The organism is Burkholderia sp. BCC1972, from assembly GCF_905339605.1.
Taxonomy (GTDB): Bacteria; Pseudomonadota; Gammaproteobacteria; order Burkholderiales; family Burkholderiaceae; genus Burkholderia.
The window spans coordinates 54,392-67,399 of the sequence record NZ_CAJPGH010000027.1; the positions used below are offsets into that span (position 1 = coordinate 54,392).

The 13,008-nt window shown below is 67.3% G+C and carries 9 protein-coding genes; 5 read left to right on the plus strand and 4 right to left on the minus strand.

Annotation, left to right across the window (positions count from 1 at the left end; translation table 11 throughout):
* Positions 1-141 precede the first annotated feature (141 nt).
* Positions 142-1,677 carry an amino acid permease gene (locus U5798_RS29745; RefSeq protein ID WP_322084045.1) on the minus strand — a complete coding sequence of 512 codons (1,536 nt, stop codon included), beginning with the start codon at positions 1,675-1,677 and terminating at the stop codon, positions 142-144.
* 587 nt (positions 1,678-2,264) lie between these two features.
* Here U5798_RS29745 and U5798_RS29750 point away from each other — a divergent pair.
* The 4 genes from U5798_RS29750 to U5798_RS29765 all read left to right on the plus strand — a co-directional run bounded on the left by U5798_RS29750 (position 2,265) and on the right by U5798_RS29765 (position 7,982).
* Positions 2,265-3,797: a sensor domain-containing diguanylate cyclase gene (locus U5798_RS29750; protein WP_322084046.1), complete on the plus strand. Its 1,533-nt coding sequence runs from the start codon at positions 2,265-2,267 to the stop codon at positions 3,795-3,797.
* 140 nt (positions 3,798-3,937) lie between these two features.
* Positions 3,938-5,008: an FUSC family protein gene (locus tag U5798_RS29755; protein ID WP_124455861.1), complete on the plus strand. Its 1,071-nt coding sequence runs from the start codon at positions 3,938-3,940 to the stop codon at positions 5,006-5,008.
* A 330-nt stretch (positions 5,009-5,338) separates the two neighbouring features.
* Positions 5,339-6,673: an argininosuccinate synthase gene (argG, locus tag U5798_RS29760; RefSeq protein ID WP_044848086.1), complete on the plus strand. Its 1,335-nt coding sequence runs from the start codon at positions 5,339-5,341 to the stop codon at positions 6,671-6,673.
* A 514-nt stretch (positions 6,674-7,187) separates the two neighbouring features.
* Positions 7,188-7,982: a polysaccharide lyase family 7 protein gene (locus U5798_RS29765; protein WP_322084047.1), complete on the plus strand. Its 795-nt coding sequence runs from the start codon at positions 7,188-7,190 to the stop codon at positions 7,980-7,982.
* A gap of 84 nt (positions 7,983-8,066) precedes the next feature.
* On the opposite strand, the gene U5798_RS29770 is transcribed toward U5798_RS29765, so the two are convergent.
* Both U5798_RS29770 and U5798_RS29775 read right to left on the minus strand, forming a co-directional pair.
* Entirely contained in the window at positions 8,067-9,377 is a 1,311-nt protein-coding gene (locus U5798_RS29770) for an MFS transporter (protein WP_322084048.1), read from the minus strand.
* A gap of 180 nt (positions 9,378-9,557) precedes the next feature.
* The gene (locus tag U5798_RS29775) at positions 9,558-10,640 is read right to left on the minus strand and encodes a tartrate dehydrogenase (protein ID WP_322084049.1); all 1,083 of its coding nucleotides are present in this window, start codon (positions 10,638-10,640) and stop codon (positions 9,558-9,560) included.
* 108 nt (positions 10,641-10,748) lie between these two features.
* Between U5798_RS29775 and U5798_RS29780 the strand changes: the two genes are divergently transcribed.
* Positions 10,749-11,669: a LysR substrate-binding domain-containing protein gene (locus U5798_RS29780; protein WP_322084050.1), complete on the plus strand. Its 921-nt coding sequence runs from the start codon at positions 10,749-10,751 to the stop codon at positions 11,667-11,669.
* A 232-nt stretch (positions 11,670-11,901) separates the two neighbouring features.
* Here U5798_RS29780 and U5798_RS29785 read toward each other — a convergent pair whose 3' ends face one another.
* Positions 11,902-12,906 carry a LysR family transcriptional regulator gene (locus U5798_RS29785; RefSeq protein ID WP_322084051.1) on the minus strand — a complete coding sequence of 335 codons (1,005 nt, stop codon included), beginning with the start codon at positions 12,904-12,906 and terminating at the stop codon, positions 11,902-11,904.
* Between the last annotated feature and the right edge of the window lie 102 nt (positions 12,907-13,008).

A 13,008-nucleotide genomic window follows, 5' to 3' on the forward strand; every position in this document is an offset into this window, starting at 1 on the left:
GCGCCGGCCGGGCCGTGGCCCGGTAGGGTCGGGCAATATAACCGGCTTTGACCCCGTGCAGGCAAAAGCCAGGCAAAAAAAACGGGAAGCACGCGGCTTCCCGTTTCGTCGTCCGACGCGCGGCCGCCTGCCGCGCCCGCGTCAGCCCGCGGTTTCGCGGTTTGCCACCGGCTGCCGCTGCGCGCCGCGGCTCGCGGCGATCCACGGCGCGATCTCCATGTCTTCGTAGCGCACGAAGCGGCTCTTCTTCAGGAACCGGAAGCCGAGCCACACGACGAGGAACAGCGGAATGCCGACGTAGGTCGCGGCGACGCCGGCCCAGTCGATCCGGTTCGCGAGGAACGCCTGGTAATCCTGGCCGAGCGCGATCACGAGGCACAGCACGAACGCGAACAGCGGGCCGAACGGGAACCACTTCGACTGGTACGGCAGCTGGTCGAGCGAGTAGCCCTGCTTCACGTAGCCCTTGCGGAAGCGGTAATGGCTGACCGCGATGCCGAGCCACGCGATGAAGCCCGTCATGCCCGACGTGTTCAGCAGCCACAGGTACACGGTCTTGTCGCCGTACAGCGACGTGAAGAAGCACAGCGCGCCGACGGCGGTGGTCGCATACAGCGCGTTGCGCGGCACGCCGCCTGACGACAGCTTCGCGAAGATCTTCGGTGCGCGGCCCTCGGTCGCGAGGGTATAGAGCATCCGCGTCGACGCGTACATGCCCGAGTTGCCGGCCGACAGCACGGCCGTCAGGATCACCGCGTTCATCACGCCGGCCGCGAACGCGAGGCCCGCGTGGCGGAACACGAGCGTGAACGGGCTCACGCCGATGTCCGTCACGTCCGTCTTCAGCAGGTTCGGGTCGGTGTACGGAATCAGCACGCCGATCACGAAGATCGCGAACACGTAGAACAGCAGGATCCGCCAGAACACCTGGCGCACCGCGCGCGGAATCGTCGTGCGCGGGTTCTCCGACTCACCGGCCGCGACGCCGATCAGCTCGGTGCCCTGGAACGAGAAGCCCGCGATCATCGCCACGCCCATCAGCGCCGGCAGGCCGCCCGCGAACGGCGCGTCGCCGATCGTCAGGTTGCCCCAGCCGTTGCTCGGCGCGCCCTTCAGAATGCCGAAGATCATCAGCAGGCCGACGCCGATGAAGGCGACCACCGTCACGACCTTGATCAGCGCGAACCAGTATTCGGCTTCGCCAAACCCGCGCACGGTGAGCGCGTTGAGCAGGAACATCACGCCGAGGAAGGCCGCGCTCCACCACACGCCCGGGACGTCCGGAAACCAGTAGTGCATCACGAGCTGCGCGGCGACGAGTTCCACCGCGATCGTCACGGCCCAGTTGTACCAGTAGTTCCAGCCGAGCGCGAAGCCGAAGCCTTCGTCCACGTATTTCGCGCCATAGGTCGCGAACGAACCCGACACCGGCATGAACGCGGCCATCTCGCCGAGGCTCGTCATCAGGAAGTACACCATCAGGCCGATCAGCATGTACGCGACCATCGCGCCGCCGGGGCCGGCCTGCGAGATCGACGCGCCGGACGCGACGAACAGGCCCGTGCCGATCGAACCGCCGATGGCGATCATCGTCAGGTGGCGCGCCTTCAGCGCGCGATGAAGCTTGGGTGGGTTCGCGGACGAACCGGGTTGGTCGGAATTCGGAATTGCGGACATAAAACCAGACGAACGTTGAGCGGGCCGGCATCCGTAGCCGGCGCATGCGGTATCGGAGCGCGGTGCGCGTCCAGCGATGCATTCGATGCGGCCCCGATACGCATTGCGCGGCGGGCGCCTGCGGCGAAGCGCGGATTCTACCTGATTCGCCAACGGGGCAGCTCAGGTCGGCACGCCCGCCATCGCGCGGAGAATTCGCAGAATCAAGGAGTTGGCTGCGTCGTCGCGGCCGCCACTGCGTGCCGGGACAAGAACCGTGCGTTATTCGAGGTCATGCGGTTTTTCATTTCGGCCGATGCGCGGGCGAAGCCTGTCTCAATCCGCCAATTACCGCACCGATGCGTAATATCGACCGGCCTTCACGCTATTAATCAGACAAAAAGACCGAAACTGATAATCGATTCAAATCAAATCCCCCGCGCTGGATGCGGTAATGATGCGTAACCGTTTAGAATCGACCTTTCCGCATGCATGTTTTGCATGCGTACGCGAAAATCACGAATTCGCGAGATAATGCCGATTAATTCGAAATAATCCGCGCGGAACCGCCAGCCCCCGCGAATATCCGCCCCCCGCCACGCCCGAGGATGAAGTCACTCCCGCTGCCCGCCACGCTGCGCCGCCATACCGCGTCGATCGTGGCACGCATTCTTTCGCCCCGCGGCGTGCTCGTTGCGGGCATCGTGCTGCTGATGTTCAGTTGGGGACTTTCCGCGTCGCTATTAATCGAGGCACGGCGCGACGCGTATGACCATGCGGTCGAAAATGCGCGCAACCTGATGCTGCTGATCGAACGCGATATCGCGCGCAATATCGAACTCTACGATTTGTCGCTGCAAAACGTCGTCGACGGCGTTACCGATCCCGAACTGATGACATTGCCGCCGCGCCAGCGCCACCGGCTGCTGTTCGACCGCGCGGCGACCGGCGAGTATCTCGGCTCGATTTTCGTGATGGATCCGCACGGCAATATCGTGATCGATTCGAGTGCGTCGCCGGCCCGGCAAGGCAATTTCGCCGACCGCGACTATTTCGCCGTGCATCGCGACCGGCTCGCGCAGGGCCTCTACATCAGCCGGCCGTACGCTTCCCGGCTGCGCGGCGGCGCGCTGACGATCGCGCTCAGCCGCCGGATCACGCGGTCCGACGGCAGTTTCGGCGGCATCGTCGTCGGCACGCTCAGCATCGACTACTTCCGTGCGCTGCTCGACGGCCTCGCGGTCGGCCGGCACGGCAGCGCGGCGATCGTCGAGGACAACGGCACGCTCGTGTCGCGGCTGCCGTACGACACGCGCGTGGTCGGCCTCGACCTGCACGACTCGCCGCTGTTCATCGAGTCGCAGCGCAGCCGCACCGGCGAGCTGACCGGTACCGGCGCGATCGACGGCGTCCGGCGCATCTACGTCTACAAGCATCTCGCCGGCCTGCCGCTGGTCGTCGACGTCGCGCCGGCCGAGATCGACATCTACGCGTCGTGGCACCACCGCACGGTCTGGACCGTCGTGCTGATGTGCCTGTTCACCGGGTTCATCGCGTGGGGCTCGCTCGCGCTGTCGCGCGAACTGAAGCGGCGGCAGGTCGCCGAATCGAAGCTGTACCGGCTCGCGCGCACCGATGCGCTGACGGGCCTCGACAACCGCGGCACGTTCGACACGGTGCTCGCGAAGGAGGCGCAGCGCGCGGCGCGCAGCGGCCGGCCGTTGTCCGTGCTGTTCGTCGATGTCGATCACTTCAAGGCGTTCAACGACTACTACGGCCACCCGGCCGGCGACGACGTGCTGCGCCGCGTCGCGCAATCCGCGTCGGGCTGCCTGCGCCGCGACGGCGACCACGTCGCGCGCTACGGCGGCGAGGAATTCGTCGTCACGCTGCCCGACACCGACGCGCAAGGCGCGGTCACCGTTGCCGAAGGCATCCGGCGCGCGATCGCGGGGCTCGGCATCGAGCACGTGAAGAGCCCGTACGGGCGCGTCACGGCCAGCATCGGCACGGCGACCGCCGCCGACGGCCGGTTGAACGCCGCGACGCTGCTGCGGCGCGCCGACGAAGCGCTGTACCGCGCGAAGTCCGGCGGCCGCAACCGCGTGCTGGACGCGCCGCCGGCCACGGCCGACGCGTGACGTCCCGCGTCGCGGCCGGGCGCCGCGCCCGCGCCGTGGACAGCCCGCGCGTGTTCGGTTAGCGTGACGTCTGCTGCGCAAGCGGCGCGGCGCCTGCCCGCGCACGCCGCCGTGCGCGTTCCCGCCACCCCCGCTCCGTCATGACCACCCCGCTCCCTACCCGGCTGCCGCCCCTGCTGCGCAACGCGCTCCGCCCGCTGCTCGACCCGTACCGCCGCTACCGGCACGCGAAGCTGATCCACGCGGCGCGCGTCGCGCTCGCCGTCCTCGTGTCGATCGCACTGTCCACCGGCCTGCACGTCCCGCACGGCGAGTGGTCGACGATCACCGTTCTGATCGTCGTCGGCGGGCTGCAGCACCACGGCAACATCCGCAAGAAGGCGGCCGAGCGCGCGCTCGGCACGTCGATCGGCGCACTGGCGGGGCTCGGACTGATCCTCCTCTACTCGTTCCTGCACGCGCCGTTCGCGATCTACCTGCTGATGGCCGTCTGGTGCGGCGTCTGCGCGTATCACGCGATCGGCAAGGCCGGCTACATCGCGCTGCTGTCGGCGATCACGATGGTGATCGTCGCCGGGCACGGCGACAACGAGATCGTCGACGGCCTGTGGCGCGCGGTGAACGTGCTGGCCGGCATCGCGATCGCGCTGGCGTTCTCGTTCGCGCTGCCGCTCTATGCGACCTACTCGTGGCGCTACAAGCTCGCCGACGCGCTGCGCGCGTGCGCGGCCGTGCACGCGCGGCTCGCGGGCGACCGCCAGGTCGGCGACGACGCGCACCTGAAGGAAATGGCCGCGCTGAGCGCGCTGCTCGTGCAGCTGCGCTCGCTGATGCCGTCGGTGTCGAAGGAATGCGAGACGTCGATGATGCAGCTCGAGGCGATCCAGCGCAGCCTGCGCCTGTGCATCGGCTATCTGGAGATCCTGTCGAGCGCGCTGCCGGCCCGCGACGACGTGGTGGCCCGCGAATACATGCGCGTCGAGATGAAGACCTTGAACCGGCGCATCCGCGACACGCTGGTCGGCGCGAGCCGCGCGCTCAAGTTCGGCACGCCGAGCCGGCTCGCGCCGCGCCGCCGGCCGGTCGACCCGCTGCACGACGCGCCGCCGCCGCAGCTGTCCGGCTACGTGTCGATCACGGCCAAGCTGGCCGGTGAAGTCGATCAGTTGCGCGAGAAGCTGCTGGATACCGCACAGTCGTGGAATATCTGAGGTTCTGACGGATTCCGGGTTTCAAGCCGACATCTTTCAAATTCCTTTCGATGCGATCGGCCGGCACCCTGGCAGCGGTGGCCGTGCGTTTCGGCCGATCCGGCCCCGCCAATCCGGCCCGCGACGGCGCGCGTCGACGCCCGTTTCGGCCGCGATTTCGCGCCTTTCCGCATCGCGTTCTCCGCCTGGTTAACCGCCCGTCAGGCCCGCCGCGACAGGCCGGACGACCATTTCGCGCGAAAATCAGCCCTTGCCCCAACTTCCCGGACAGCCGATACTCGCATATTCCGCGAAATACGATCCCACCGGCTTCAATCCACGGTTATTCCTATGAGCACGATTCTCGAAAGCCTCCCGACCGGCCAGAAGGTCGGCATCGCCTTCTCCGGCGGCCTGGACACCAGCGCAGCGCTGCACTGGATGAAACTGAAGGGCGCCGTCCCCTACGCATACACGGCGAACCTCGGCCAGCCCGACGAAGACGATTACGACGCGATCCCGAAACGCGCGATCGAATACGGCGCAGCCGGCGCCCGCCTGATCGACTGCCGTGCGCAGCTCGTCGCCGAAGGCATCGCGGCGCTGCAAAGCGGCGCGTTCCACATCACGACGGCCGGCGTCACGTACTTCAACACGACGCCGATCGGCCGCGCCGTGACGGGCACGATGCTCGTCGCCGCGATGAAGGAAGACGGCGTCAACATCTGGGGTGACGGCAGCACGTACAAGGGCAACGACATCGAGCGCTTCTACCGCTACGGCCTGCTCGTGAACCCGGATCTGAAGATCTACAAGCCGTGGCTCGACCAGACGTTCATCGACGAGCTCGGCGGCCGTGCCGAAATGTCGGAGTTCATGAACCAGGCGGGCTTCGCGTACAAGATGTCGGCCGAGAAGGCGTATTCGACCGACTCGAACCTGCTCGGCGCGACGCACGAGGCGAAGGATCTGGAAAGCCTCGAAAGCGGCATCAAGATCGTGAACCCGATCATGGGCGTCGCGTTCTGGCGCGACGACGTGAAGATCGCCGCGGAAGAAGTGACGGTGCGCTTCGAAGCCGGCCAGCCGGTCGCGCTGAACGGCGTCGAGTTCAAGGATCAGGTCGAGCTGCTGCTGGAAGCGAACCGCATCGGCGGCCGCCACGGCCTCGGCATGAGCGACCAGATCGAGAACCGGATCATCGAGGCGAAGAGCCGCGGCATCTACGAAGCCCCGGGCCTCGCGCTGCTGTACATCGCGTACGAGCGTCTCGTCACCGGCATCCACAACGAAGACACGATCGAACAGTACCGCGAGAACGGCCGCCGCCTCGGCCGCCTGCTGTACCAGGGCCGCTGGTTCGACCCGCAGGCGATCATGCTGCGTGAGACGGCCCAGCGCTGGGTCGCACGCGCGATCACCGGCGAAGTGAAGATCGAACTGCGCCGCGGCAACGACTACTCGATCCTGAGCACGAAGTCGCCGAACCTCACGTACCAGCCGGAACGCCTGTCGATGGAGAAGGTGGCATCGACGTTCTCGCCGCGCGACCGGATCGGCCAGCTGACGATGCGCAACCTCGACATCACCGATACGCGCGACAAGCTGCGCGTGTACTCGCAAGTCGGGCTGCTGACGCCGGGTGAGGCGTCGGCGCTGCCGCAGATCAAGGGCGACGACAAGTAAGTCGCTTCGCTCGACGCCGTGCCGCATCGCTCGATGCGGCACGGTCGGGCAGGTTGTGTGTGTGGCGCATCATCATGCACACGGCCTGCCGCTTCCCCTCTCCCCGCCTTTCCGCTTTCCCTCCGCATTCGCATCACGCCACGTCACGCACCAACGGCACTGTACCGTCGCGCCAGTCATGGCAAGTTGCGAACGCGCTGCCGTGCCGCGACCTTGCAGCCAGCCGTGCTTTCACGACGGGAAGGAAAACGTTTACTCTTTCAAGGCTTCTTGCTAGCATCGTCTCCGATCGACTGCCCAGGCCACGCGGAAAGCCGATCGAAAGCATTACGTTTTTTCCGTATTTCCTGCTTTTCATTCCCATTTTCCCAGCCGTCTTCGAGCCATACCTGCTTTCTGTATTTTGGAGTGCTTTCTACAGGCAACCGATCACCCGCATGGCGATCGAATGCCTAAAAAGGAAAACGTTATCCACGACGTGGCGCCGCGCCACGGACCATCAGAGAGAGACATCATGAAGAACCGGATCATCCCGAGCGTCGCCGCCGTACTGTCCGTTGCGTTCCTTTCCGCCTGCGGCGGTGACGACCCGGCCAGCCCGGCCGCGGCCGCACGCCAGCAGGCCACTGCGATGGCGCTCAGTCCGTCTAACCCGCCCGGCTCGAACTTCAACCTCGCGCCGTTCACGCTGCAGTTGCCGACCGGCTCGTCCGGCAAGGTCGACACCGTGAGCGGTTCGTCGCTCGCGGGCGGCTACGTGAACCCGACGTATTTCTACACGGACGGCAGCGACGGCGCGATGGTGATGATGGACCCGACGCAGGGCTGGACGACGTCCGGCTCGCTGCATCCGCGCACGGAGCTGCGCGAGAACGCGATCTGGTCGACGTCCGGCACCAACCGCCTGAATGCGACGGTGGCCGTCACGCAGGTGCCCGATCACACGACGATCGGCCAGATCTTCCAGGGCACCGGCCCGAGCAAGCCGCTGTGCGAATTGCAATTCACGTCCGGTGGCGTCGTGCAGTTGCTGCTCGAAAGCACCAACCAGGGCGGCAAGTCGACGACCACGCCGATCACGACGGTCGGCGTCGGCAAGAAGTTCAGCTACGCAATGAGCCTGAGCGGCACGACGATCACCGTCACAGCGAACGGCACGACCAAGACCTTCACGATGGATTCGAGCTTCGACGGCGAGAGTTTCTACTTCAAGGCAGGCGACTACGACCAGACGGCCATGTCCGGCACGCCGCTGACGACGCCCGGCACCGTCGTGAAGTTCTATGCGCTGACGCTCACGCACAGCTGAAGTCGATCGCGCGTCACGATGCATGAAGCCGGACGGATGCGCCACGTGTCCGTCCGGCTGTCCTGCACCGCGCACGTGCGGCGCTTACGAGTGATGCCGCACCCCCGGCACGACCGTTTCCCGCGCGCTCTTGCGGCTCAGCATCAGCGTGACGATCGCCGACACCGCGAGCGTGCCTGCCACCACATACAGCCCCGCCGCATAGCCGCCCGTCGCGTGCTTGAGCCCGCCGATCGCGAACGGCCCGACGAATCCGCCGAGATTGCCGATCGAGTTGATCATCGCGATGCCCGCCGCCGCGCCAGCCCCCGACAGGAACGCGCTCGGCATCGCCCACAACGGCGCTTTCGCGGCGCTGATCCCGATGTTGACGACGACCAGCGCGAGCACGGTCAGCAGCGCGGTGCTCGCCTGCCCCGCGAACACGAAGCCGATGCATGCGAGCACGCACGGGATCACGACGTGCCACGTGCGCTCGCCGGTGCGATCCGAATGCCGCGCCCACCCGATCATCGCGACGACGGCGGCGATGCTCGGGATGCCGGTCAACAAGCCCGTCTGCAGCGCGGTGAAGCCGAACTGCTTGACCATCAGCGGCGCCCACAGTCCGAGCGTATAGAGCCCCGCCGACGTGCCGAAGTAGATCAGCGCGAGCGCCAGCACGCGCGGATCGCGCAGCGCCTGCCACGCACCGGCCGTGTGCCCCGCATGCGTGTGGCGCGCGTCGGCCTCGGCCTTCAGCTTCGCGATCAGCCAGTCGCGCTCGTCGGCACGCAGCCACGCGGCCTTCGACGGCGAATCGGTCAGGCACTTCAGCACGACGAAGCCGAGTACGACGGCCGGCAGCGCTTCGACGATGTACAGCATCTGCCAGTCCGCGAGCCCGAACATCGGCGGCATCTGCATGATCGCGCCCGACAGCGGCGAACCGATCGCGGTCGAGATCGGCGCGGCCGCCATGAACCACGCGGCGGCCACCGCGCGCTGCTTCGCGGGGAACCACAGGCTCAGGTACAGGATGATGCCGGGGAAGAATCCGGCTTCGGCCATGCCGAGCAGGAAGCGCAGCACGTAGAAGCTCGTCGGCCCCGCCGCGAATGCGGACACGGCCGACACGATCCCCCACGTGATCATCACGCGCGCGATCCAGATGCGCGCGCCGACGCGATGGAGGATCAGGTTGCTCGGCACTTCGAACAGAAAGTAGCCGATGAAGAACAGGCCGCCGCCGAACCCGAACGCAGTCGGCGACAGGCCGATCGCCTTGTTCATCGTCATCGCGGCGAAGCCGACGTTGACGCGATCGAGAAAGCTGACGAAGTAAAGCAGCATCACGAACGGAATGATGCGCCACATCAGTTTCCGCGCGACGCGCGTTTCCAGATCCGCTTGCATGTGTCTCCTCCTTCGAGGTCGAGCCGTGCTCTGTCCGTGAATGCTCGGCAGCACCGCGCTGAAACGGGCGACGAGCGACGGGAGCCCGGCTCGCGTCGGATGCGCGAGTCTCGGGCAGAAAAATCCGGGGCGATGAACGGGCGGGGCGCCGATTGCCGTTCGACGCTTGCCGCCTGGTCGTCAGACCGCGACCGCCGCGTGTGCGACGCGCTCGCACACGGCCGCCGTCACCTGCGCGGTCGTCGCATTGCCGCCGAGATCGCGCGTATGCAGCGACGGGTCGGCCGTCACGGCCTCGATCGCCTGCATCACGCGCGCGGCTGCATCCGATTCGCCGAGATGCTCGAGCAGCATCACGACCGACCAGAACGTGCCGACCGGATTCGCGAGCCCCTTGCCCATGATGTCGAACGCGGAGCCGTGGATCGGCTCGAACATCGACGGATAGCGGCGCTCGGGATCGATGTTGCCGGTCGGCGCAATGCCGAGGCTGCCGGCGAGCGCGGCGGCGAGATCGCTGAGGATGTCCGCATGCAGGTTGGTCGCGACGATCGTGTCGAGCGACGCCGGGCGGTTGACCATGCGCGCGGTCGCCGCATCGACGAGCTCCTTGTCCCACGTCACGTCGGGGAATTCCTGCGCGATCTGCTTCGCGATCTCGTCCCACATCACCATCGCGTGCCGCTGCGCGTTGCTCTTCGTGATCACCGTCAGCAGCTTGCGCGGACGCGACTGCGCGAGGCGGAACGCGAAGCGCATGATGCGTTCGACGCCGGCGCGCGTGAGGATCGACACGTCGGTCGCGGCCTCGATCGGATGGCCCTGGTGCACGCGGCCGCCGACACCCGCGTATTCGCCTTCGGAGTTCTCGCGGACGATCACCCAGTTCAGGTCATCCGGCCCGCAGCGCTTCAGCGGCGCATCGATGCCCGGCAGGATGCGCGTCGGGCGCACGTTCGCGTACTGGTCGAAGCCCTGGCAGATCTTCAGGCGCAGCCCCCACAGCGTCACGTGGTCGGGCACGCCGGGGTCGCCCGCCGAGCCGAACAGGATCGCGTCCTTGCCGCGCAGTGCGTCCAGGCCGTCGGCCGGCATCATCGCGCCGTGCTGGCGGTAGTAATCGGCCCCCCAGTCGAAATCCTCGAACTCGAAGGCAAAGCGGTCGCTGCCGCGGGCCAGCGCTGCCAGCACCTGCTTGGCCGCAGGCACCACTTCCTTGCCGATGCCGTCGCCGGGAATCGTTGCGATACGGTAAGTCTTCATGCGGCCATCCTCGATTGATCGTGAGCGTGACCGCACTTTACCGAACCGGAAGTGCAGAAACCGGGGCTATACTCAAAGCATCTTTAACTAAAATTCATGAATCCCGTCATGACGGATACCGTCCAGCCGGCCGATCTCGGCTTCTTCTCGACGCTGGCCGCGTCGGGCAGCCTGAGCGCGGCCGCACGCGAACTCGGACTGACCGCGGCGGCCGTCAGCAAGCGGCTCACCCAGATGGAGCGGCGCGCGGGCGTGACGCTCGTCAACCGCACGACGCGGCGGATGATGCTGACGCCCGAAGGCGACGTGTACCTCGACTACGCGCGCCGGATCCTCGACCAGATGGACGAACTCGGCGAACTGCTCGGCAGCGCGAAGCAGCGGCCGAAAGGGCTGCTGCGCGTGAACGCGACGCTCGGGTTCGGGCGCAGCCACATCGGCCCCGCGATCTCGCGCTTCGTCGCGCGCTATCCGGAGGTGTCGGTGCAGCTGCAGCTGTCGGTGATGCCGCCGCCGCTCACCGACGACGCGTTCGACGTGTGCATCCGCTTCGGCGAGCCGCCCGACACGCGCGTCGTCGCGCGGCGGCTCGCGCCGAACCGCCGGCTGCTGTGCGCGGCGCCCGCGTATCTCGCGCGCCACGGTACACCCGGCACGCCGCACGACCTCGCGCGGCACAACTGCATCGGCATCCGGCAAGGCGACGAGGGTTACGGCGTCTGGCGCCTGACGAGCGGACGCGGCGCGGCGCGCCACACGGAAGCCGTGCGGATCAACGGCAACCTGACGACGAACGACGGCGAGATCGCCGTGAAGTGGGCGCTCGACGGGCACGGAATCCTGATGCGCGCGGAGTGGGACCTGCGCGACTATCTCGCCGACGGCCGGCTCGTCGTCGTGCTGCCCGATCACGAGACGCCGAGCGCCGACATCTACGCGGTGTACGCGCAGCGTCACCAGATGTCCACGCGGATTCGCGCGTTCGTCGATTTTCTGGCGGAGGAATTGGGGCGCCTCAGGGCGGTGTAGCGCGCCCGTTCCATACGCCGTGTGTGTCGGCTGTCGATGCGCGATGCACGCGCACAGCCCGACTCGCCCTATACGGCTGCACTGCTGGCCGTTCGGCCTCCGATGAAAATATTCCGGCGAATTTCGTGCTAAATCGCCAAAATATTTACACCGTTCGATACAGATCGGATGGATGGCCGGCGCGTTCCGCCTCGCGAACGCTGCTCGAGATCTTTCCGTCGGTCTGCTGCCGTCACGCCACCGCCACCAGCCCGCTGTAGCGATCGCCGGTAGCGGCTGCACCCGGCAGCGCCGGCCGCCACCCCACTGCCCCCGCTGCCGCGATCCCTTCATGTTCGTGCGCGGCCTGCACGAAACGCTCGGCGATCCAGTCGACGAACGCACGCACACCGGGCGATACATGCGGGCGCTTCACGTAGACCGCCGACACGGCTGCCGCCTCGGGCTGCCAGTGCGGCAGTACTTCCCGCAACTGCCCTCGATCGATCAGCGCCTGCGCGGCGATGCGCGTGGGCTGGATCAACCCGAGTCCATGCACGCCGCAGGCCAGATACGCCTGCTCGTCGTCCACGCTGACGATGCTGTCGAGCCGGACCTTGCGCACGACGTCGTCCGCGATGAAATCGAGTTCGGCCGTGCGCTGGCCGGACACCAGCGCGCCGCCGACCGCGCGGTGGGCCTCGAGCGCGTCGAGTGTGCGCGGCACGCCGAAGCGATCGAGATACGCGGGGCTCGCGCACGTCACGCGTTCGAGCGAGCCGAGCCGGCGCGCGACGCGCGACGAATCGGGCAGCGCGCCCAGCCGGACGGCGCAGTCGATCGCATCGGCATCGCGATCGCCCGCGCGCCCGGCCACGCCCAGCATCAGCACGAGATCGGGATGCCGTGCATGAAACGCGTCGAGCGCCGGCAGCACGATCGCGCCGGCCACCGACGCCGGCACCTCGACGCGCAGCGGCCCGCTCGGGTGCCGCGCGGCGCCGCGAATGCTGGCTTCGAGCTCGTCGACGTCCGCCGTGATGCTCACGCAGCGCCGGTAATACGCGTCGCCTTCGGACGTCGCCCGCAGCGCGCGCGTCGTACGCACCAGCAGCGGCGTGCCGAGCGCCGCTTCGAGTTCCTGCACGGTCCGCGTCGCGGTCGCGCGCGAGATGCCGAGCGCCAGCGCCGCGCGTGTAAAGCTCTTCATTTCGACGATGCGCGTGAAGATGCGCATCGCGCGGATCGGATTGTCCACCGGTCACCCCTGCGTGGTTGCGACATGCCGCGGCGCGCGCGTGCGTGCGCCATGCATGCGTGTCGATGTCGATGAAAGCCGCGCGGCTCGCGCGGCGGCCGG